At 32.4% G+C, this 23,740-nt stretch carries 18 protein-coding genes and 1 tRNA gene; 9 read left to right on the forward strand and 10 right to left on the reverse strand.

Going from position 1 to position 23,740, the window contains the following annotated elements:
* Positions 1-121 precede the first annotated feature (121 nt).
* The 6 genes from tpx (at position 122) to ribB (ending at position 6,761) form a co-directional block, all read left to right on the forward strand.
* Positions 122-628: a thiol peroxidase gene (gene tpx / locus Q0820_RS06320; RefSeq protein WP_298486165.1), complete on the forward strand. Its 507-nt coding sequence runs from the start codon at positions 122-124 to the stop codon at positions 626-628.
* Complete coding sequence (locus Q0820_RS06325; protein ID WP_298486167.1) at positions 621-986, forward strand: diacylglycerol kinase family protein; 366 nt, start codon at positions 621-623, stop codon at positions 984-986. The genes tpx and Q0820_RS06325 overlap by 8 nt, the downstream gene beginning before the upstream one ends.
* Before the next feature lie 61 nt (positions 987-1,047).
* Positions 1,048-3,444 (forward strand): DNA translocase FtsK, encoded by a 2,397-nt coding sequence (locus Q0820_RS06330; RefSeq protein WP_298486169.1) that lies wholly within the window; start codon positions 1,048-1,050, stop codon positions 3,442-3,444.
* 7 nt (positions 3,445-3,451) lie between these two features.
* A complete protein-coding gene (locus Q0820_RS06335; RefSeq protein WP_298486170.1) occupies positions 3,452-4,096 on the forward strand; it encodes an outer membrane lipoprotein carrier protein LolA in 645 nt (214 codons plus the stop codon).
* A 26-nt stretch (positions 4,097-4,122) separates the two neighbouring features.
* The gene (locus tag Q0820_RS06340; protein WP_298486705.1) at positions 4,123-5,625 is read left to right on the forward strand and encodes an LptF/LptG family permease; all 1,503 of its coding nucleotides are present in this window, start codon (positions 4,123-4,125) and stop codon (positions 5,623-5,625) included.
* A complete protein-coding gene (ribB, locus tag Q0820_RS06345; protein ID WP_298486172.1) occupies positions 5,625-6,761 on the forward strand; it encodes a 3,4-dihydroxy-2-butanone-4-phosphate synthase in 1,137 nt (378 codons plus the stop codon). Before Q0820_RS06340 ends, ribB begins: the two co-directional genes overlap by 1 nt.
* A 4-nt stretch (positions 6,762-6,765) precedes the next feature.
* On the opposite strand, the gene Q0820_RS06350 is transcribed toward ribB, so the two are convergent.
* The 5 genes from Q0820_RS06350 to Q0820_RS06370 all read right to left on the reverse strand — a co-directional run bounded on the left by Q0820_RS06350 (position 6,766) and on the right by Q0820_RS06370 (position 11,766).
* Positions 6,766-7,962, reverse strand: coding sequence for a DegT/DnrJ/EryC1/StrS aminotransferase family protein (locus Q0820_RS06350; RefSeq protein WP_298486173.1), 1,197 nt, complete (start codon positions 7,960-7,962; stop codon positions 6,766-6,768).
* Positions 7,963-8,097: 135 nt separating this feature from the next.
* Positions 8,098-8,733 (reverse strand): NAD(P)H-dependent oxidoreductase, encoded by a 636-nt coding sequence (locus Q0820_RS06355; protein ID WP_298486175.1) that lies wholly within the window; start codon positions 8,731-8,733, stop codon positions 8,098-8,100.
* Between the two features lie 14 nt (positions 8,734-8,747).
* Positions 8,748-9,500, reverse strand: a complete 753-nt coding sequence (locus Q0820_RS06360; RefSeq protein WP_298486177.1) for a sulfite exporter TauE/SafE family protein — start codon at positions 9,498-9,500, stop codon at positions 8,748-8,750.
* A 109-nt stretch (positions 9,501-9,609) separates the two neighbouring features.
* Entirely contained in the window at positions 9,610-10,800 is a 1,191-nt protein-coding gene (gene kbl, locus Q0820_RS06365) for a glycine C-acetyltransferase (RefSeq protein WP_298486179.1), read from the reverse strand.
* A 6-nt stretch (positions 10,801-10,806) separates the two neighbouring features.
* Positions 10,807-11,766, reverse strand: coding sequence for an NAD-dependent epimerase/dehydratase family protein (locus tag Q0820_RS06370; protein WP_298486181.1), 960 nt, complete (start codon positions 11,764-11,766; stop codon positions 10,807-10,809).
* A 164-nt stretch (positions 11,767-11,930) separates the two neighbouring features.
* On the opposite strand from Q0820_RS06370, the gene Q0820_RS06375 reads away from it, so the two are divergent.
* Positions 11,931-12,392, forward strand: coding sequence for an Lrp/AsnC family transcriptional regulator (locus Q0820_RS06375; protein ID WP_298486182.1), 462 nt, complete (start codon positions 11,931-11,933; stop codon positions 12,390-12,392).
* Between the two features lie 117 nt (positions 12,393-12,509).
* Positions 12,510-12,713 carry a hypothetical protein gene (locus Q0820_RS06380; protein WP_298486184.1) on the forward strand — a complete coding sequence of 68 codons (204 nt, stop codon included), beginning with the start codon at positions 12,510-12,512 and terminating at the stop codon, positions 12,711-12,713.
* Between the two features lie 14 nt (positions 12,714-12,727).
* On the opposite strand, the gene Q0820_RS06385 is transcribed toward Q0820_RS06380, so the two are convergent.
* Complete coding sequence (locus Q0820_RS06385; RefSeq protein WP_298486186.1) at positions 12,728-14,290, reverse strand: YdiU family protein; 1,563 nt, start codon at positions 14,288-14,290, stop codon at positions 12,728-12,730.
* A gap of 191 nt (positions 14,291-14,481) precedes the next feature.
* Between Q0820_RS06385 and Q0820_RS06390 the strand changes: the two genes are divergently transcribed.
* Positions 14,482-14,566 (forward strand) — tRNA-Ser (locus Q0820_RS06390).
* 594 nt (positions 14,567-15,160) lie between these two features.
* Here the strand turns inward: Q0820_RS06390 and Q0820_RS06395 are convergent.
* The 4 genes from Q0820_RS06395 to Q0820_RS06410 all read right to left on the reverse strand — a co-directional run bounded on the left by Q0820_RS06395 (position 15,161) and on the right by Q0820_RS06410 (position 23,728).
* Positions 15,161-17,218 carry a glycoside hydrolase family 2 TIM barrel-domain containing protein gene (locus tag Q0820_RS06395; RefSeq protein WP_298486187.1) on the reverse strand — a complete coding sequence of 686 codons (2,058 nt, stop codon included), beginning with the start codon at positions 17,216-17,218 and terminating at the stop codon, positions 15,161-15,163.
* A 36-nt stretch (positions 17,219-17,254) separates the two neighbouring features.
* Positions 17,255-19,585, reverse strand: coding sequence for a glycoside hydrolase family 2 TIM barrel-domain containing protein (locus tag Q0820_RS06400; protein WP_298486189.1), 2,331 nt, complete (start codon positions 19,583-19,585; stop codon positions 17,255-17,257).
* A gap of 176 nt (positions 19,586-19,761) precedes the next feature.
* Complete coding sequence (locus tag Q0820_RS06405; RefSeq protein WP_298486192.1) at positions 19,762-22,209, reverse strand: glycosyl hydrolase 53 family protein; 2,448 nt, start codon at positions 22,207-22,209, stop codon at positions 19,762-19,764.
* A gap of 19 nt (positions 22,210-22,228) precedes the next feature.
* On the reverse strand, positions 22,229-23,728 hold the full coding sequence (locus tag Q0820_RS06410; RefSeq protein ID WP_298486194.1) for a RagB/SusD family nutrient uptake outer membrane protein: 1,500 nt from the start codon (positions 23,726-23,728) through the stop codon (positions 22,229-22,231).
* Positions 23,729-23,740 lie beyond the last annotated feature (12 nt).

The following is a 23,740-nucleotide window of genomic DNA, read 5'->3' on the forward strand; positions in this document are numbered from 1 at the left end:
TCAATTCCTAGTAAATTATTAAAGTCCGTTACCCTAGAGTAACGGACTTTTTATTTATAAAAAAGTTACATATCCCCTTATTATTTTTTAATTTCACAACTTAAACCATAAAAATACTATCATGGCATCTGTAACATTAAAAGGAAACGCATTAACAACTATAGGAAATTTACCAACAGCAGGTACTAAAGCTCCAAATTTTTCACTTACTAAGAACGATTTGTCTACCGCACAATTATCCGATTATTCTGGAAAAAAAATAGTTTTAAACATATTCCCAAGTATAGATACTGGTACTTGTGCACAGTCTGTTCGCCAATTTAACCAAGAAGCAGCAGAATTAGATAACACAGCTATATTATGTATTTCTAAAGATTTACCTTTTGCACAAGCAAGATTTTGTGGTGCTGAAGGAATAGATAAAGTAGAAGTACTTTCAGATTTTAAAGATGGTAATTTTGGAAAAGCTTACCAAGTAGATTTTGCAGACGGCCCACTACAACCACTACACTCTAGATCTGTAGTTGTTATTGATCAAGACGGAACTGTAGTTTACAACGAACAAGTTGCAGAAACAACAGAAGAACCAAATTACAAAGCAGCTTTAGAAGCCTTAATAAATGCCTAAAGAATCTTTTCTTGTGAATAGAATTAAAAGTGTAGGCTTTGCCCTTAAAGGTGCCTTCCTTTTAATAAGAACAGAAGCTAGTATAAAAATCCAGCTTTTTATTGCAATTGTAATGACTATTGCTGGATTCTATTTTAAAATTTCTAATCTAGAATGGATTTTGCAAATATTTGCAATTGGTATGGTAATGGGAATTGAAGGACTTAATACTGCAGTAGAAAAAATAGCAGATTTTATTCATCCAGAATTTGATGAAAAAATTGGTTTTATTAAAGATGTTGCTGCTGGTGCAGTTATGCTAGTCTCTATTGCTTCTACCATAATTGGTCTTATAATTTACTTACCAAAAATTCTTTAAAAAAGAAAATAAACACCTTCAGAGGTAAATTCGTAATTTAGCCCTCAGAATAAAAGATTTCATGGCAAAAAAGGCAAAAAAAACAAAGCCAGCAAGCACTCCTAAGAAAAAGGGAACATTTAAACTATCCCAACAAAATAAAATTTTGTTAGGTAGTATTTTTATTCTTTTTAGTATTGCTCTATTCTTCTCCTTTGTATCGTTTTACTTTACATGGCAAGATGACCAAAGTATGCTGTCTGAATTTGCCAACAGAAATGAAAAAGCAAGTAACTTATTAAATAAGTTTGGTGCCAATATTAGTCACTTTTTTATATATAAAGGTTTTGGTATTGCTTCTTTAATACTTCCTTTTTTACTTTCTATTACTGGCCTTTACCTTTTTTTAGGATTAGAAAAAAAAGGTATTTTAAAAAAATGGATCTGGGGTTTTATTTTTATCATATGGATATCTATTGCTTTAGGCTTTTTCGCTATTAAACGCCCACTACTAGGAGGTTTAGTAGGGTATGAAATGAATGATTTTCTTCAAGACTATACTGGAAAAATAGGAGTCTTATTACTATTACTATTTGGTTTAATATTTATTTTGGTTCGTTTATTTAAATTTTCTCCAGAAAATATAGCCTCCTATATAAAGAGTAAAAAGCAATCTTTAGAATCGGACTTTAAAGCAGGGACCTCTACATCCTCAAAAGAAGAAATAGTTATTCCTTTAGATAAAGGAGAAAAAAACATTGATGTTCCAGATGCTTATACACATAAAGAAGAAATTCCTTCTATTAAAAAAGAGATAAAATTATCCGACGATTTTGAAGTAACTGTACCAGAGGAAGAAAAAGAAGTTATAAAACCTGAGGTCCCAGAAGTTGCCATGGAAGTAGAAAAAGTGGTAGAAGAAAATGAGGAACCATCTAGCATTGCAAAAAAATTAGTCGAAGATTTTGGAGAGTTTGACCCTACTCTTGAGTTAGGAAATTATAAATTTCCTATCCTAGATTTATTAGACAAACACGGTACAACAGGCAGTATTACAATAAACCAAGAAGAATTAGAGGAAAACAAGAATAAAATTGTTGAAACTTTAAAAAACTATAAAATTGGTATTGCACAAATTAAAGCAACTATAGGACCTACAGTTACTTTGTATGAAATTGTACCAGAAGCTGGTGTTCGTATTTCTAAAATTAAAAATTTAGAAGATGATATTGCTTTATCTTTAGCTGCATTAGGAATACGAATTATTGCCCCTATCCCTGGTAAAGGTACTATTGGAATAGAAGTACCTAATAAGAATTCTACCATTGTTTCTATGCGTTCTGTTATTGCGTCTAAAAAGTTCCAAGAAGCAGAAATGGAGCTTCCTATTGCTTTTGGTAAAACTATTAGTAACGAAACTTTTGTGGTAGATTTAGCAAAAATGCCGCATTTATTAATGGCAGGTGCAACTGGACAAGGTAAATCGGTTGGTTTAAATGCCGTACTTACCTCCCTACTCTACAAAAAACACCCTGCAGAAGTAAAATTTGTATTGGTAGACCCTAAAAAAGTAGAACTTACTTTATTTAATAAAATAGAACGCCATTTCTTAGCAAAACTCCCAGATAGCGCAGAGGCTATTCTTACCGATAATGCAAAAGTAATTAATACGGTAAATTCTCTTTGTATAGAGATGGATGACAGATACGAACTGCTTAAGAAAGCAATGGTTCGTAATCTTAAAGAATACAATCATAAATTTAAAACTAGAAAATTAAATCCAGAAGACGGTCACAAATTCTTACCATATATTGTTTTGGTTATTGATGAATTTGCCGATTTAATTATGACTGCTGGTAAAGAAGTAGAAACCCCTATTGCAAGACTAGCACAGTTAGCAAGAGCAATTGGTATTCACTTAATTATTGCAACACAAAGGCCATCTGTAAACGTTATTACGGGTATTATAAAAGCTAACTTCCCTGCAAGAATAGCATTTAGAGTAACTTCTAAAATAGACTCTAGAACCATTTTAGATGCCTCTGGAGCAGACCAATTAATAGGACGTGGAGATATGCTCTACACCCAAGGGAATGATGTAACTCGTATACAATGTGCCTTTGTAGACACTCCAGAAGTAGAAAAAATTACGGAATATATTGGTTCACAAAGAGCTTACCCTGAGGCACATGAATTGCCAGAGTATAGCGGAGAAGAGTCTGGCACAAGTCTTGATAATAACATATCGGAAAGAGATGCAATGTTCCGCGATGCTGCCGAAGTTATTGTAATTGCACAGCAAGGTTCCGCTTCTCTTATTCAAAGAAAATTAAAATTAGGGTACAACAGAGCTGGTCGTATTATAGACCAATTAGAAGCTGCTGGTATTGTTGGCCCGTTTGAAGGTAGTAAAGCAAGACAAGTCTATGTGCCAGATATGATAGCACTAGAAGAAATTTTTAATAATGAAAAAAAGTAAGATTATAATGAAGAAGATATGTATAGCATGCCTAATTTTATTTGCAACTAATTTTGCAATTGCACAAAACTCTCAAAAAGCAAAAGCACTTTTAGACCAAGTATATACTAATGTAAAAAGTTATAAAAACATTTATGTAGACTTTAAAATAGCATTGCATAATTCTGAAGCTGGTATTAACCAAGAAACTAAAGGAAATGTAACTATACAAGGAGACAAGTACCTATTTAACTATTTAGGTGCCAAACAACTTTTTGATGGCTCTAAAGTATACACAGTTGTTCCCGAAAATGAAGAAGTAACTATCGAAAACAAATCGGAAGAGGAAAATACAGTTACCCCTTCTAAAATGTTAACTTTTTACAAAACAGGACACACCTATGATTGGGATATTTTACAAAACGTTCAAGGACGTAAAATACAATTCGTAAAAGTCACTCCAATTGAAACAAATACAGAAATACAATCTATATTAATTGGGATAGATATAGGTACTAATAACATTTATAAAATCATAGAAACAGGAAAAAACAGTACCAAAACCACAATTACTGTTAATTCTTTTAAAACAGACCAGCCTTTATCAAAAACCTTATTTACTTTTGACGAAAGTAAGTACAAGAATGACGGGTACTACATTATAAGAAATTAGAGCAATTGAGAATTCTAGACCGATATATACTATCCAGGTTCACATCCAATTTTGTCAGTTCGTTTATAATATTGATGTTTATCTTCATATTTCAAACGATTTGGCTGTTTATAGATGATTTTGCTGGTAAAGGGTTAGATATTGTTATTATTGGTAAATTCTTATTATACCTAATGCCAGATTTAACAGAAAAAGTATTACCGCTTACCGTATTACTTTCTTCTATATTAACCTTTGGAACATTTGCAGAGAATTATGAATTTGCTGCAATGAAAGCCTCTGGTATATCGCTAGAAAGAGCTATGCTTAGCTTAATTGTTTTTGTAAGTATTCTTGGTGTTGTTACTTTCTTTTTTGCCAATAGCGTAATTCCTGCATCCCAACGAAAAATATATAATCTTAGAAAAAATATTGCGCAAGTTAAACCTGCTGCAATTATTGCCGAAGGAGTGTTTAGTGATTTTGAGGGGATGAGTATTAAGGTAGATGAAAAATCTGGAGAAAATGATAAATTCCTTAAAAATGTTATCATTCATAAAAAAACAAAATTAAACATCAATAGCACTGTAATAAAAGCAAAAAAAGGAGAATTAATTAGTAGTAAAGAATCCGAAATAATACAACTAGTTCTTACCGATGGGCACTATTATGAAGATGTTCAAGCTAAAAAGAATGAAAAAAAATTAAAATACCCCTTTGCTAAAGCTAATTTTGAAACCTACACTATGAATATGGAGGTGCCAGAATTAAATAATGACGATTTAGAAGCCGATAGAGATGTTAGTACCGATAAAATGAAAAACGTTTCTAGATTAAATAAAGATATAGACTCTTTAAAAACAGACAACGTTAGAATTGTTAAAGCTTTCTCTAAGAACATAACGAATAGAATAGGAATGTTCGCAAAAATAAAACCCAAGAAAACAAAAAAAGCCGCAATAACACCCGATGATATTGAAAAAGAAAAGTTTTTAGAAAAAATTAAAGACACAACACCTACTATTTCTAAAATAGATGTAACTGCAGAAGATTTTAATACGGTAGATTTATTTGATGACAGACAACAACTACAAATACTAATTTCTGCAAAAAACAATACCAATAATATTTTAAATACAATTACAGGTAAAAAACAAGAGTTAGAAAAAAGATATAAAATATACAACCTTCACATACTATCCTTACATAAGAAGTTTGCTCTAGCATTTTCTTGCATTATACTTTTCTTTGTTGGTGCACCACTAGGAGCCATAATACGAAAAGGAGGTTTAGGATTGCCTATGGTAATTGCAATAATCTTATTTCTAGTATATTACTTCATTGGGGTTTTTGCTGGCAACTACGCTAAAGAAGGTAATATACATCCAATATTAGGAGCTTGGTTATCCACTTTAATAATGCTTCCTTTAGGAGTATTTTTAACAAGAAGAGCTACAGCAGATAAAGGCATGTTAAATATAGGTGGTATTATTATAGATTTCTTTAAAAGATTGATTCCAAAAAAGAACAAAAAATTAGTTTCTGAATAATGACAAAGGAAAACAACATACAGCTAAATACAATAGAAGAAGCTATTGAGGATATTAGAAAAGGAAAGGTTATCATTGTTGTAGATGATGAAAACCGTGAAAATGAAGGTGATTTTTTAGCTGCAGCAGAATTAGCAACCCCAGAGACTGTAAACTTTATGGCATCGCATGGTAGAGGTTTAATCTGCGCACCACTAACTGAAGGACGCTGTTCTGAGCTTGGGTTACACATGATGGTATCTAACAATACAGACCCTATGGAAACTGCTTTTACTGTTTCGGTAGATTTACGTGGAGAAGGGGTTACTACTGGTATTTCTGCAGCCGACCGTTCTAAAACAGTAATTGCATTAACTAAAAAAGAGACCAAACCACACGATTTAGCTAGACCAGGACATATTTTCCCATTAGTAGCTAAAGAAGGTGGTGTTTTAAGAAGAACAGGACATACAGAAGCCGCTATAGATTTTGCAAGACTTGCTGGCTTAAAACCAGCAGGAATTATTGTAGAGATAATGAACGAAGATGGCTCAATGGCAAGGCTTCCACAATTAATGGATGTTGCTAAAAAGTTCGATTTAAAGATTGTTACCATTGAAGACTTAGTTGCTTACCGTATGGAGCATGATAGTTTAATTAATAAAGAGAACGATTTTACTATTACTACCCGTTTTGGGGATTTTAGATTACGTGCCTATAGACAAACCACGAATAACAATGTACATATTGCTTTAACCAAAGGAAATTGGTCTAAAAACGAGAAAGTACTTACTAGAATACATTCTAACTTAGTAAACAATGATATATTAGGAACATTAACTAGTAACCCTAATAAGAAATTAGAGTTAATGTTTGACGCTATAAACAAAGAAGAAAAAGGTGCTATTATCTTTATAAATCAAGATTTAGAATCTATGAATTTATTGTCTCGATTGGTAGACTTAAAAGAGCTTCAAAAGCAAGGAATCTTTAAAGCTCCTCTTATTGAAATGGATTCAAGAGATTTTGGAATTGGCGCACAAATATTACACAATCTAGATATTTCTAAACTGCGTTTACTAACCAATAGTGCTGCAACAAAAAGGGTTGGTATAATTGGTTATGGATTAGAAATAGTAGAATACGTAGGCTACTAAAACCTTATTCTAAAACACTCTTTAAGGCTTTTACCATTTTTTGTGCTCTTTCTTTTACTTCTTCGGTTGTCCAAGAAAGTTTAATTAAACAAGAAACGTTTCTGCCCACCCACTTATCTGATAAAGAAAAATCTGATTTTGTATAATCTGGCAATTGCTCCTGTACTTCTTTTGGTAATTTCCCTAAAGAGGTTTGGTTCGTTAAATGTTCCCATTTTCTATAATAATGCCAATTATTATGAAACCAATAAAAACAAGCATCTACACCTTCTGCCCCTAAAGCCTTATGTGCTTTTTCTGCTAGTTCTTGTGTTGGTAAAAAGAAACTTAGAAACGAATAATTTTCTACTCCGCCTTCCGGCACCTCTCTAAAAACTATTTCGGGTATAGTCGCTAATCCTTCTTTAATAATAGTATAATAGTGCTCTTGCCTTTCTAAAAAGACATCTAAACGTTCTAATTGAGCTATTCCTACTGCAGCATGCAATTCCGAAATACGGTAATTATATCCTAAAAAAGGATGTGATTCTAATCCCCTATCCTTCCCAACATGGTCGTGCCCGTGGTCCGAGTAATGGTCCGCATTGGTGTAGTACTTTTCATTATTTGTAACAACAGCTCCGCCCTCCCCACTTGTAATAGTCTTCACAAAATCGAAAGAAAAACAACCCAAATCTCCATAACTACCAAGTGGCTTCCCTTCAAAGGTTCCGCCAATTGCTTGGCAAGCATCTTCTAGCAACAACAAATTATGCTTGTCACAAATAGCTTTTAATGCTTTTAAATTTGCCATAGAACCGCACATATGAACTGGCATAACAACTTTAGTTCTTGGCGTTATTGCTTTTTCTACAGCAGCTGGATTAAGGGTTAACGTAGCATCTACATCTACCAAAACAGGAACTGCACCTAACGCCAAAATAGACTCAAAACTTGCCACAAAAGTAAATGTTGGCATTAGTACTTCGTCACCAGCACCAACTCCCGCACTTGCTAGAGCAACCGTAAGAGCAGCGGTACCGCTGCTTACTAGTTGCGTGTATTTAGATTGCATTCTTTTAGACAAGGCACTCTCAAACTCTTTTGCTTTCCATTGTCCATTACGCATACCGTCAAAACCATAGCGCATTAAAACCCCTGTTTCTAAAACCTCATTTACTTGTTTCTTCTCTTCTTCTCCAAATAATTCAAATCCTGGCATACTGTTATGTTCGTTACTTGTTGGCTTTTGGCTTTTAGCTTTTGGCTTTTAAGTAAATTAAAAAAACATTTTTCAATTTACTTCTTACTATTTACTTAATACTATTTACTTAATACTCTGTACTAACTACTAAATTCACTCAATAACTATCACAGATTCCGATACTTCTTTTCTTACTTTTTTAAAATCTGCAAACATATCATCGTCTGCTCTTATTCCTATTGGCAGTACTAATACTGGCTCTAAACTTAGTGGTTCTAATCCTAAAACGTCTTTATAACCTTGCGGAATAAAACCTTCCATAGGGCAAGAATCAATTTTTTCAACAGCGCAAACAGTCATTAAATTACCTAAAGCTATATACGCTTGATGTTTAGACCAAACAAAAATTTCTTCCTCTTTTTTATTTTCAAAAGAAGCAAGCATCATTTTTTTATAAGGTGCTATAATCTCATCACTAGTACCACGAACATCTTGTACTTTATTAAAGTAAGAAATAACGGTATTTTTCATCTCACTTTTTTCAACACAAAGCACTAAAACATGGGAAGCTTGCCCCACTTGAGGTTGATTAAAAGAATGTGGTACTAAATTTTCCTGTATTTTTTTATTATCTACTACTACCATTTTAATTGGCTGCAAACCGTAAGAAGTAGCAGTAAGGTTAAATGCTTGCTTTAATTTTTCAATATTTTCATCGCTAATACGCTTTAAAGCATCAAACTTTTTAACCGCATAGCGCCACTCTAAAGAATCTATTATATTACTCACCTTAATTTATTTAATTAAAAAAACCATAGTTTAATGGACATTATAACAACCATTACTATTAAGAATGTTTTTATTAGCCCGTCTCCTTTGGTAACCGCAATTCTACTTGCAAACCAAGCACCAGAACCATTTCCGATTGCTAAAATTAACCCTATTTTCCAATTTACCTTGTCATTTAGTACAAAAACTGCTAGAGCAGAAAGCATATATACAAAAACCACCATTACTTTTGTAACATTTGCTCTTACCAAATTCATACGATTTACATAGTGTAAAAACAAAATCATAATAAACCCTAAACCAGCATTTATGAATCCTCCGTAAATACCAAAAAGGAAAAACACTACCAACCCTAGCCACAAATACTTCCCTGTTAATCTTTCCTCTAAATCGGTAATTTTAATTTTTGGCTTAAACAGTATAATAAATACCACCGCCATCATTACCATAGAAAGGATTTTATTAAAAGTCTCTCCTTTTATATCTACCGCTAAATTTGCCCCTATAATAGAGCCTAAAAAAGCAGCAATGCCCAAATAAACACTAAAAGGAAATGTAGAAACCCCTTTACTTTTAAACCCAGCAGTAGCTATTGCGGTCTGAATCACAATAGCTACACGATTAGTACCATTAGCTACATTAGAAGGCAACCCTAGAAATATTAATACAGGTAAAGAAAGTAAAGACCCACCACCTGCCAAGGTATTTATAAAACCTACTACAAAACCAACTACTATTAATAAAGGGTAGTAATACCATTCTTCCATTACACAAAAATAAAGCTATATTTTGCGTTCTCCTACGAAACAAATTATTTTAAAAGGCATAAAAAAACCGCAATTAAAAAATTGCGGCTCTCTAAACTAGTCTGCATAATTAGCCAACTACACCTAGTTCTTTTCCTATTTTAGTAAATGCTGCAATAGCTTTATCTATTTGTTCTGTAGTATGCGATGCGGAAATTTGCACACGAATACGAGCTTTCCCTTTTGGTACAACTGGGTAGAAAAAGGCAATAACATAAATACCTTCTCCTAGTAATTTTGATGCAAACTCTTGCGCCAACTTAGCATCCATAAGCATAATTGGAACTATAGGATGTACACCTGGTGTAATGGTAAATCCAGCTTTTTCTATTCCATTTCTAAACCTTTTTGTATTTTTTTGAGATTTATGAATCAATGAATTATCTTTCTTTATCTTATCTAATACTTTAATAGAAGCTCCTGCAATGGCTGGCGCTAGTGTATTAGAAAATAAGTAAGGCCTAGATTTTTGTCTAAGGATATCTACAATCTCTTTTCTTGCTGCTGTAAACCCACCAGAAGCACCACCAAGCGCTTTACCATAAGTTCCGGTAATAATATCAATTCTACCTATTACTTTTTTATATTCATGAGTTCCTCTTCCAGTTTCCCCAATGAATCCTGTGGCGTGACATTCATCTACCATCACCATAGCATCATACTTATCTGCCAAGTCACAAATTTCATCGAGCTTAGCAATTATACCATCCATAGAAAAAACACCATCGGTAACAATTAACCTTCTTCTTGCTCCAGATGAAGCTTTTAATTGCTCCTCTAAAGAAGCCATATCATTATTTTTATATCTATGGCGAGCTGCCTTACACAACCGTATACCATCTATAATACTAGCATGATTTAGTTCATCTGAAATCACCGCATCTTCTGCCGTTAATAAAGGCTCAAAAACACCGCCATTAGCATCAAAAGCAGCAGCATAGAGAATACAATCTTCCATCCCTAAAAAATCTGCTGTCTTTTTCTCTAACTCCTTATGAATATCTTGTGTACCACAAATAAAACGTACCGATGATAATCCAAAACCATGAGAGCGCATAGCATCTATACCAGCCTCTATAACTTCTGGATGTGAGGATAACCCCAAGTAATTATTAGCACAAAAATTTAAAACAGGCTCCCCTAGAGTAGTTTTAATTTCAGCTCCTTGCTTGGTCGTAATTATCCTTTCTTTTTTATACAAACCAGAATCTTCAATTTCTTTTAATTCTACCTGAAGCTGGTTTTTAACTTTTCCGTACATAGTATTCTATAATTGTGAATGTAAATCGTATTTTTTCCTTAATTCCGTAAGCATCTCATTACTAACATCATCTAACCTATAATGCGGCTCCCAATCCCAGTCTTCTTGTGCTTGGGTATCTAGAATAGAACATGGCCAACTTTGCGCAATAGCCCCTCTATAATCCTCTTTATAAGTTATTTTAAAATCTGGATACCATGTTTGAATAGACTTTGCTACCTGCTCTGGTGTAAAACTCAATGCATTTATATTGTAAGAGGTTCTGGTTTTTATCTGGTTTTTAGGCGCTTCCATTAATTCAGTGGTTGCCCTAACCGCATCTGCCATATAAATCATTGGTAATGCAGTATCCTTTTTTAAATAACACTCAAAAGGCACTTTTTGTACTGCTTTATGATAAATATCTACCGCATAATCTGTAGTACCACCACCTGGTAAAGATTGGTGCCCTATAATACCAGGATAACGTAAAGACCTAACATCTAAGCCATATTTTGTAAAATAGTAATTTGCCCATTGTTCTCCTGCAACTTTACTAATACCATAAACAGTTGTTGGGTCTAAACAAAAATCTTGCGGTGTATTAAGTTTTGGAGCGGAAGCACCAAAAACAGCAATAGAACTTGGAAAAAACACCTTATTTACTTTGTATTTACGTGCTGCTTCGAATATAGTAAAGAGGGATTTTAGATTAATATCCCAGGTTTGCAAGGGTTCCTCCTCCCCTTTTGCAGATAAAATTGCTGCTAAATGGTAAATTTGTGTAATAGAATTTTCTTCTATTATTTGCTCTACCGCTACTGTATTTGTAGCATCTAAAGAAAGTAATACATCTTCTTTTTCTGGTTTTACATACAAATCTGTAGCAATTACATTGGCTGCGCCCTTAAGCTCTTGTAATGCCTTTACCAAGACCGTACCTAACTGTCCGCCTGCGCCAGTAACTAATATTTTATCCTTTTTCAATAGATATTATTTAAAGTACAAAATTACATATTTGGTTATTTATGAAAACAAATGCACTGCATATAATCAAAAATTAAGTAAATTTATCTTTTAAATTGATTTTTAAATACACTTATTACTTTTTGAGTATGTTTTTTAATCTTTTACAACTAAAAATAACTGTGATGGAGCAAATAGACGAAACCGACCTTAAGATTTTACAAATTCTACAAAAAGACGCTAAGAAAACAACTAAAGAAATTGCACAAGAACTAAACCTTACTGCTTCGCCCATTTATGAACGTATTAGAAAACTTGAAAAAAGAGGCATTATAAAAAAATATGTGGCTTTACTAGACCAAAGTAAATTGAATATACCGGTTACTGCCATTTGCCTAGTATCACAACGCTATCATAATGAAGGATTTATAGAGAAGTTTGAAGAACAAATTAAAAACCTAAAAGAGGTACAAGAGTGCTACCACATGGCTGGTAAGGTCGATTTTTTCTTAAAAATAAATATTAAAAGTCTTCCTGCCTATCATGAGTTTGTACGCACTAAACTCTCTAAAATTGCAAATATTGGGGTTTTAGAAAGCTATTTTGTTTTAAAAGAAATAACAGCAACTACAGAATACCCTCTTTAACCTACATAATATCAAAAAAAATATAAATACCTATAAAAAAGTAGATTAAAGCAGTATATTACGCTGTTTTTTGTACTTTATACCTACAAAATAAAATACTAGAAATTTAAATACTCTATGCATACTAAAGAATCTGGCCATTATGTTTTACTAACGGATGACAATACGTATTTTGTAGAATACTTATTAGGACACCTAGAACTTAGCCCAAGCATACACCAAGCCATGGTTTTTGAGGACAATGAAACTGCCTTTAATTTTCAGAAGTATTTACGAGAAAAGTGTAATCTTGTTACTTCGGTAAATACATTTATAGACTAATATTTTTCTACTTTTTACGAACTACAAGAGAGCATAGAACACCCTACTTTGTTTCTTGCCCATTCTGGACGTTTTGCGTACCATTTATTAAATTCTGGCTGTTCCTCATAAGGTTTTAAAAACATAGTAAATAATTCATTAAGAATACTATAATCCCCTTTATCTGAAGCATCAATTGCAAGCTGTGCCATATAGTTACGAAGCACATATTTTGGATTTATTTTTTGCATTTTCTCTATACGTTCATCGAAAGACAAGACTTCTTTCTCTAATCTTTCTGCATAGATTGTAAACCACAAATTCCATTTTTCTTTTAACTCCTCTGTAAGTTTTTCTGGAGTGTAAAAAGCTTCTTTAACGACCTCTAATCCTTCTAAAGGAGCATCTATTTTAAAAGCAGCCAACTGTCTATAAAAGATAGTCATATCTGTCTCTGAAGCTTGTAAAAGTTCCTGTAAGGTGTGTAACAATTTTGCATCTCCATCTTGACTCGTAAATACCCCAATTTTAGAAGCAAACATCTCTTGTTCTTTAGCATCATAGGTAGTACTAAAATTATAAAGTATTTCTTCCAAGTCTCCTGCCTCAACAATTAAAGGATATATGGCATTTGCTAATTGATATAAGTTCCATTGCACCACTTGTGGTTGATTTCCATAACGGTATCGTTTATTCTGGCGGTCTGTGGTATTGGGTGTCCACCCTAAATCATAGCCTTCTAACCAACCATAAGGTCCATAATCTATAGTAAGCCCTAAAATGCTCATATTATCAGTATTCATAACGCCATGCACAAAACCAACTCTTTGCCAATGCAATACCATTTCCAAACTTTTGTCTGCTACTTCTTTAAAAAAAGCAACATAAGTCTCTTTTGAAGGTTCCCCTAAATGTGGATAAAAATACTTTATAGTATAATCTGTTAATTTTTTAAGTGTAGCAATATCGTTTCTTGAAGAAAAAATTTCAAAATTTCCAAAACGTATAAAACTTGGTGCAAGCCTTGTAACTACTGCCCCTTTTTCATAAGCAGCATTGCCATTATATAAAACATCTCTAAGTACTTTATCTCCTGTCAGCATTAAAGACAATGCTCTTGTGGTTGGTACGCCTAAATAATACATAGCCTCACTACACAAATATTCTCTAATAGAAGAGCGTAAAACCGCTAAACCATCTGCAGTTCTAGAATACGGGGTTTCTCCAGCTCCTTTTAACTGCAATGCCCAACGTTTATTTGCATGTTCTATTTCTCCTAGATTAATTGCCCTACCGTCTCCTAATTGCCCTGCCCAATTTCCAAACTGGTGCCCACCATAACACATAGCGTAGGGATTAGAATTAGAAAGTATGGCATTACCACTAAAAACCTCTAAAAAGTGTTTACTCTGCGTTTCTTCCTCAGAAATACCCAACGCTTTCGCCATAGAAGGTACTACATGCAAAAGCTCTGGTTTTGCTGTTTTCTTAGGCGTAACATAAGAAAAACAAGCTTCAGATACTTGCCTCCTAGAATTTTCTTTTATAGGATCTGCTGGAAGCTCTTTAGAAAAGGTGTTTTTTAGGTTTAATTTCATAAAAACAAAGGTACGGAAGTAATTTTTTAAGTACGTAGACTACTGTTAAACCTTTGATTATTAAGTGCACAAAAGGACAAGGCTCAGGTTTAGAAAAAAAATATTTATAAAAAACAGAAAAAGTCTTCATTAAAATAAAAAAGCTTTCTATATTTGCACCCGCATTCAGCAAATAGCTGATGAGGCACTCAGGAGAAATGGCAGAGTGGTCGAATGCGGCAGTCTTGAAAACTGTTGAGGGTCACACCTCCGGGGGTTCGAATCCCTCTTTCTCCGCATAGAGAATCACAATTCTCATCAAAAGCCCGTAAAAATTATTTTTATGGGCTTTTTACATTTTCTAAGATATCAAATGATATGATTTAATATCAAATAAAAAAAGGTGCGGTATTTGGGATTGTGTTTAAGATATCTGCAAATAGAACTTAGCGTAATGAAGTAAAATATGCTAAAAAGACTTTAGTGAAAAACCTTCTCTTGTAAGTGATACAAGAAAATGTTTTATATATTTAACATATACCAAACACTAGTATTTTATAAAAATAAAATTATCATATTATCGACTGTAAACCACCTTAATAAATAAGAGACTATCCTAAAATTTGTGTAAGTTTGTGCTTACTATTTTAACGTTAACCACAATTTTAAGAGTTCTATTATTATAACTTTTAATTCGTTGTCATATTATTTTACCATAATTCAAATATAGAGTTTATAACCTGTATTAATTCATCACATTAAAGATAGACACCCAAGTATATTTAGCTTTAATTTTGTAATAAATGCCAACAAAGTTTCTTTTACCATTATAAGTTGACAGCTATATTTTTCTAATATCTACTTATATTAAGAAGATAAGTATCATTTTAGTTACTTAAGCAAGTAATTACAATATTCCATGTATATTTTTTTGTCTTTATAACCAATAACTTTAATTTTATTGTCGCCTTTTTTTAGTCTTATGGTGTCCCATTGAAAAATTATATTTTTTAATGATTTTTTCTTGAAGCCCATATTAATATCGTTTACAAATAATTGAACTTTATCTAAATTGGAATAAACTTTAACAGAAGTAATTTTATTTTCTCTTTCTACTAATCGGCTATTTGTTATGTGTAAAACAGGTAATTTAGACCAATTAGCTTTGTAAAAATAATAAGCGTCTTTTTTTGTTTTTCTATCATGAGATACAAGACCCTTATGATTAATAAAATCTCTATCTCCTCTTTGTACAGCTGTCCAACTAAAGTCAAACATGTTCCAAATGTATTTACACCAGATGTCGTCCCTGTTTTTTATGTCGTTCCAAACATTTTCATGATAGAAAGTTTGGTATTGTTCCGGAAAAAATTTACCACTAATAGGTTCAGGTCTTTCAAAATCTTCTTTTTGTTGTGTAATACACCCTCCTGCACCGTACTCTGCAATACCTAACTTTATTTTCGGAAATTTTTTATGAATTTTATCGGCACGTTTACTGTAGCCATCTTTTACACCGTCTCCATACCAACCATAATATAAGTTCCACGCTTGAGCATCTGTAACAGTATGTAAATCAAAGGCATCAGTATTATCTACAAAAAGTGTATATCTTGTAGTATCTAACGTTTTTACGTGTTTGTTTAAAATTTCTAAATCCTTTTTTGGTATGCGAATTTCATTTCCAAGTCCCCAGCAATAAATTGAAGTTTGATTAAAGTTTTGTTTAATCATCTCTGTAAGTTGTAATTTACAGCTTTCCATATATTTTGGATTATCAGTTGTATAGGGTGGTATATTAGGGATTTCTGCCCAAACCATAATACCGTTATTGCTAAAGTAATCATAAAATTCTTCAGCTTGTTGGTAATGAGCAAGCCTAACGCTAGTGACTCCTAGTTCATTGATAAGGTCAAAATCTTTCTTGTGTTGTTCTGTTGATAATGCAGGGCCGTATCCTTCTATTTCTTGATGTCTATTTACACCATATAATGGATACGCTTCTCCGTTTAGAAAAAATCCTTTTTTCAAATCTATAGTAAAAGAACGCAGTCCTATAGATTGGTTTACAACATCTATTTCCGTTCCATTTTTAGTTAATCTAATACTACAAGTGTATTTGTAAGGGTCTTTTCTTCCTTGCCAAAGATGGGGGCTGTCTAAACTAATTCGTTTCTTAAATAGTTTGTTTTTGTCTTCAGATTTAATAGTTATTATTTCTGAAGAATTAGAAACTTTTTTTCCTTTTGCATCTAACAATACAATCTCTAAACCGTAATTTTCATCTAATGATTTTGAAGATAATATAACTGAAATATCTAAATCTGCTTTTTTAGATGTAATAGCTGTTTGTTCTATGTAAACACCACTTGATGCATAGTCTAAGGGAGATATAGATGCTTGTTGTGTCGTGAAATAGGTGACAGGTCTATATATTCCACCAAATATAGGAAACAAACTTTCAGAAGGGGGAGCAATATCTCTAGAAGGAATGTTTGAAACTTTTACAGCAATCTCATTTTGTATACCTATTTTTAGAGCATTAGTTATCTCAAAACAAAAAGCAGCATAGCCTCCTTCGTGTTTTCCTATGAACTTACCGTTTACAAAAACTTCACTTATTAGAGAAACAGCTTCAAATCGTATATAGTGTCTTTTGTTATTTTGGACTAAAGTGTCTTTAAATTTGTATAAGTAAGTACCAACTCCATGATAGGAATTAACGCCTTCTGTTAAAACGTCTTTAGCATTCCAAGTATGTGGTATGGTTACATTTTTCCAAATTGTTTCTTTATCATTATCAATACCTTTTTTCCAAAAATCTGCTTTAGAAAATTTCCATTCTTTTAATACCTTTGGGTTTCTTTTGGTTAAAAATTCTTGTGCATTAAGTGTTGTCCCACAAATAATCAAAATGATTATATATGCAGCAATTTTTATTAGTTTCATAAATTATTAGGTTTGTAATAACTGATTTTATAAATTCTACTGAATATTAATGGTGTATTCAGAGCTAAAAGTATCTGATGAGGCTGTAATTTTTACTTCTCCAACAGCGTCATTTATTTTTAATAAAACACTTGCTATTCCAGTATCAAAATTAGTTGGATTTTCGCCAATCAATATGGCTTTTCCATTTATATGAAATGTAATTTCTTTTTTGTAATCTGTAATAACTGTTCCATTATCATCTGTAATGTAAGCATAAACAAAAACTGTATCATTACTATTTATAGCCATATTTCCATGGTCTACAGCTAACTTTATTTTTGTTGCTTTTTGTGGTGTTTCTATAGTATGAGAAGCTATTTTTTCATCATTAATGTATCCTATGGCTTCCAATTTACCAGCAATAAAATTAGGTATAGAAAATGTAAATGGCGGGTGGTTTAAATTATTAGAGATACGGTTTTTATCGGGCTTTTGTTTTCCTAAACTTGTGCCATTTAAAAATAACTCTACTTGGTCACAGTTACTAAATATTCTAATATCTAAGGGACTGTTTTTTTTCCAGTTATTTGCAATATGAACCATGGCTTTTCCAAATGGGTCTGTTACACTTCTTTGACTTTGATAAAAGTAGTATGATGGTTTTGGGAGTCTAAAAATATCCATTATTCCAGATGCTTCTAAATCATTTGCATACCCCCTATTGTAATCATACATTACCCAATAACCATCTGCAAATGCCCTTGTGCTTAAGTTATCATTATGTGATTCTTGTATGTTGCTTGCTTGTTGCAACAAGCGCATTTCACCTGCATTTCGTAATTGTCTACTAGATCTATCTTCTTGTAGTAAATCTCCCCAATTATTTTGGTCTAGACCAGCATTCATTGCATAATATTCCCAATCGCCGTATTCAGATACGTTGTAGGGTTTTTTTAATTTCTTATCAAAATGCTCTAATCTATGTTGGCGTGCTTGTAAATAAATATCGTATCCATAAGATTGCCATCCTGCTGAAAAACATTGGTCACCAGGGTATTCTTGATGTGCTATTGATGTTAAAGAGTCAATGAAACTTTTGGGCATCGCAGATTCATTAAGAGATACTTCCCATGCCATAACAGAAGCGTGGTTTCTATCTCTTCGTATTAAATCTCTTGCAGTTTGAAATATGTGTTTTTTAAATTTTTTGTCTTCAGTAAAATATTGCCAACCTAATATAGCATCAATAGTAATAATTCCCAATTCATCACAAGCATCCATAAAGGACGGTGCATGTGGATAGTGTGATAAACGAACATAGTCAAAACCTGCGTCTTTAATTTTTTTTGCATCACGATAATTTGCATTATCCGAAATAGCATAGCCCACATGAGGGTATTCTTGATGTCTGTTTACACCTCTTAAAAATGTTTTTATACCATTTAAGTAGAAATTACCCTCTATAAATTTCATGGTCTTTATACCAATCTTATGTATTTCTTGATCTATTACCTTACCGTCTAGAATAATTTCTGTTTTTAATACATAAAGATTAGGAGTTTGGGGAGACCATAATTTAGGCTCGTTAACGTTTATAATAGTACTAATTACCTTGTCTTTGTTGGCTTCTAAATCTTGAATCTTACTTTGTTCAGAAATTAGTTCACTACCATTACTTAATAGTGTATTTTTTATACTAAAAGAAGATTTTTCTTTATACTCATTTTTTACATGAGTGTCTATTTTTATAGTAGCATGGTTTTGTGATACTTTGGGGTAGGTAACAAATACTCCTCCACTAGCAGTTTTATTTGTTAAGATTGGATCTGTTATATGTAATTTATTTTTTGAGATTAACCAAACATTTCTATGGATTCCCCCATAGGTATTAAAATCAAGAATATTAAGAGGTTTAGGTCCTGTAATTGGGTTATCATTATTATTTAATCTAACCGCAACAGTATTTATTTTATTAAAATTTGCTACATCACTAAAGTCTACAACAAAAGGTAGGTATCCTCCATGGTGTTCTATTAATTTATTATCATTAACCCAAACTTCGGCAATATTCATAGCGCCTTCAAACTTTAAGAATAATTTTTTATCCTTCATTTTATCAGGTATCTCAAAATATTTACGATACCAACAGATACCCTGCCATTGATTATTTACAATCTTTGGTTCTATCTTAGGTGTGTGGGGTAATAAAACTTTTTCCCAATTATTAGAATCTATGCTGTAATTATCATTATTAGGGTCTTCTAATATTTTAAAAGCCCAATCTTTGTTAAAATTTTGTTTTTCTATGTATGCACTTTTACCGTCATTACAGGCTAGTAACGTAAAATAGAATACACTAATTAAGATATATTTGAAGTTGTTCATTTATTACTGGCTATTTTCAATTATTTTTAAACTATTCTTATTATAGTTTTGCTATATAATATGAAGCTGAATTTTAAATATTTAATTCAGTATTGGTTCTAGTTTAAAAAAGGGGCTAATTAAAAATAGCCCCCTTTACATTTAACTGAGAAAAAAAATAAAAGTCTATGTTACAATTACTGTAATGTTATAGTTTTGTTGTTTCCGTTAATGGTTAATGTGTAAGTTCCGTTTGTTCCAATAAATTTGAAATTAGAATCAGCACTACCATCATTTTCAAAATTAGCATCAATGGTATATGCTTGACTTTCATAGTGTGTATAATTATTATTAGTATCCCAAGTTTCAAATATTTGGAAAAATCTAAATATTTTATCATTCTCTAATACAATTTCAGCTGACCAAATTTTATCAGAACTCTGTAAAAATTCTACAGTATCACCATTGAAACCCCAACCTCCAGGAACAGCATCTCCTACGGCCCATAAAGAAGGCAGAGCTTCATACTCTTCTAATGTTATTTTTTTGGTATTAGAGTCTATAGTTAAAGTATACTTTCCAGGTGTTCCAACAAACTTAAAGTTAGCATCACTAGTAGCATCATTCTCTAAATTTGCATCTATTTCATATCCTAAATCAGCATAGTATGTATAATTATTATTGGTGTCCCAAGTTTCAAATGTTTGGAAGAAACGAAATACATCATTGCTTAGTTCTAGATTAGCTTTCCAAACTCCACTAGGCGCTTGAAAGAACTCTACTGTATCCGTATTAAAATTCCAACCTCCAGGAACAGCACCGCCTACAGTCCAAAGAGAAGGAAGTGGTCCTGTGCTATTTAACGTAATTGTTTTATCGTTATCATTAATTTCTAAAACATACTCTCCTTCAGTCCCAATGAATTTAAAATTAGCATCAGTACCTCCATCATTTTCAAAGTTAGCATCTATTGTATATCCTAAATCGGTATAATATGCATGGCTTAATCCACTATCCCAATCATCTTTAGTACTAAAAAATCTAAATGTTTCTTGTTTTATATAAACTGTGGCGCTTCTTACTCCTGAAATTGGAGACTCAAATAAAGTAGCACTATCAAAACTCCATCCTCCAGGTAACGCATTACCCAAAGCATAATATGGAGGAGATGTAATCGCTGATAATATTATTGTTTTTTCTTCAGTATCTATTTCAATATTATATTGTCCAGAAACACCTTCTAAAATAAAATTATCATCATCATCACCAGTTCCTTTTAGTTTTGAATCTATAGTAAATCCTCTGTCTATAAAGTACTGGTATCCAACTCCAGAATCCCAATCTCCTTGAGTTCTAAAAATTCTAAATATATTCTGAGATAAGTTTATTTCGGCCTTATTTTTATTTTCACTACAAGCTAATTCAACAGCGTTATCCCAATTCCACAGAGCATCTGTTACACCATCTCCTAAAATCCACATAGTAGCACAAGAAGTATCTAAAGTGTAATCGTCATTAAATACATTCATTCCTAAAGTTTGGTTACCGTCATTGTCAAATAAAGCGATATTATCCCAATGAGATCCTTGTGCCCATAAGGTAGAACATTCTGTAGATACCCAAGCTGGTTCCCAATACACCATCCCAAATCCATTACCTTCTTTTATCTCTCTTTTTAAATCTAAAAGATATTCTAACTGGCCTTGTTGTGTAGCTGGGTAGGTAGATTTACCTAATATGTTATTAGCAGCATCAGCATTTTCAGTAGTGAAAGGATATCCGGTTTCTACAATCATTACCTTTTTATTATGTGTAGTTGCTAGCGTTGAGATAGCATCTGATAAATCGGCTACGTCAATACTAGACCATTTAGGGTAATAAGAAACACCAATCCAATCATAGTTAACAATATCGTTTTCTTTTGCTTTATTAAACCACCAGATTGCATCTTCTGGTTTTGCTATATGCAGCATTACTTGTACTCTTGCTTCGTGTTTTTTAGAAATATCTCTAACAGCTTGTATTCCCTTTTCTAATATAAATTTATTACGAGTCCAATCTATATCAACAGCTCCTGCTTCTTTATTTAAAATATTAGAATTAATTTCATTACCAACTTGTACAATTTCTGGTAGTAAATCTTTTTGGGCTAAATTATCTAATGTTTCATAAGTATAATCGTAAAGTTTTTGTCCTAAAGCTTCAGTATTATCCACAAGACCTGACCATGCAGCTGGTATAATTTGATTTCCTGGATCTGTCCAAGTATCAGAGTAATGAAAATCTAGCAAAACATCCATTCCCAGTTCTTTAGATTTAGTAATTGTTTTTTCTACATCTTCTATATTGGAATATTGTGTCCATGTAGGATTATTCCATAAACGCACTCTTACTAAATTATTACCTGCATCTTTAAATATGGTATAAGGATTACCATTATTACCTGTTTGATCTTTGTAGGTAGCTCCGCAGTCAATCATTTCGTTTACATATGAAAGATCTGATCCTACGTAGAATTTTTGTTCAAATGGATTTTCAAAATCAGAGCCTATCGTGTCTGTGTTTATTACATCATAAACATTTTCACAAGATATTATCCCTGTTATTAGTATAGTAAAAATTAAATACTTAAATATTTGTCTCATTATTTGGTTATTTTATGTATTAATAATTTGGATTTTGTTCAATTGTACCATTTCCTTCTAATATGATATCAGCTGGTATTGGAAAAAGAGTATGTTTTGCATCAGCACTAGTTGCTCCACGTTCTACAGCTCTATCTATAAACTTGCCATGACGAATTAAATCTTGCCTTCTGTGACCTTCACAGAACAATTCTCTACCTCTTTCATCTAGTATAGCATCCCTAAAATCGTCTTTAGTTAAGCCACTCCAGTCAGAAACACCTGCTCTTGCCCTTACTTGGTTTACGTATTGATAGGCATCTACAGGACCTCTCTGTTCATTAATAGCTTCTGCAACAGATAACAAAACATCTGAGTATCTAAAAATAACCCAGTCTATAGCATAAGAAGGACCACTTCCTAAACCTTCTATACCTTTGTATTTAAGAGGAATTGCTCCTCTTAAACCACTAGTTCTATCTACCAGAGTACCACCTCCACTTGTATATTCAGAAATAATAGTATTGGTTCTTAAATCCCCTGTCTCAAATTTGTCAAAAAACTCCCATGGCATAGAATAACCATACCATCCACCACCACGTTCTATAATAGTGTTACCTGCTAAACCAGATGCATAATCTCCAGGAAACAAGTGTTGAAAAAACCAATTAGGAACAGCATCATTACCTACAATTGCATAAATAAGCTCATTATTACTAGCATTAAGGAATGTATCCTCATAATTATCATTAAGAGAATAAGAACCCGAGTTTATGATATCTTTTCCTATAGTCTCAGCTTTAATCCACTCTTTTTTATGCATATATAGCTTTAATAATAACATTCTTGATAGGCCTTTAGAAGCCCTACCCCAATCTTCACTTCCATTATACGTTTCTGGAAGTTCATCTGTGCTAATTGCATTTAATAAATCTTGCTCTATAATTCCTGTGTATTCTTCGTCAGACCATCTAGGTATAATATCTGTATCACCTAGTGTAATTGGGTTTATTTTCACATTTACAGGACCAAAAAAGTCATATAAAATATACATTAACCAAGCTCTTAATGTTCTAGCTTCTGCTAAGTATCTATTTTTAGTAGCATCATCTACTGTAGAATTTTTAATCTTATCTATTATATCAGTAGCTCTAGCCACATATCTAATTCTAGAGTAAACAGGGGCATTACCTCCTGAATACGTAGCTGGACCCCATGTGAAATTTAAAAGGTTAGCATCCCAATCATTCCAAAGTTCATCTGTTGTAAGTTCACTTCTCATGAGGTAACTCTTATTATTTGCATTATACAAATAATTATACCATATGTCTACACCTGGGTCCTTTCCTCCCCAATCAATTGAGAATGAACTATATAATGCAACCAAGGCAGCATTAAAATCGTTTTCCGTTTTAAAGAAGTTATCAGGAGTTAAATCATTATATACTTTTGCTTCTAATTCATCTTCACAGCTTACTAGTATAAAAAAAGATGCTAGTAGTGTTAGTAAAATAAATTTATTTATTGTAGTAAATTTCATAACGTTTTTTTA

It is taken from the genome of uncultured Maribacter sp., from assembly GCF_947495965.1.
Classification (GTDB): Bacteria; Bacteroidota; Bacteroidia; order Flavobacteriales; family Flavobacteriaceae; genus Maribacter_B.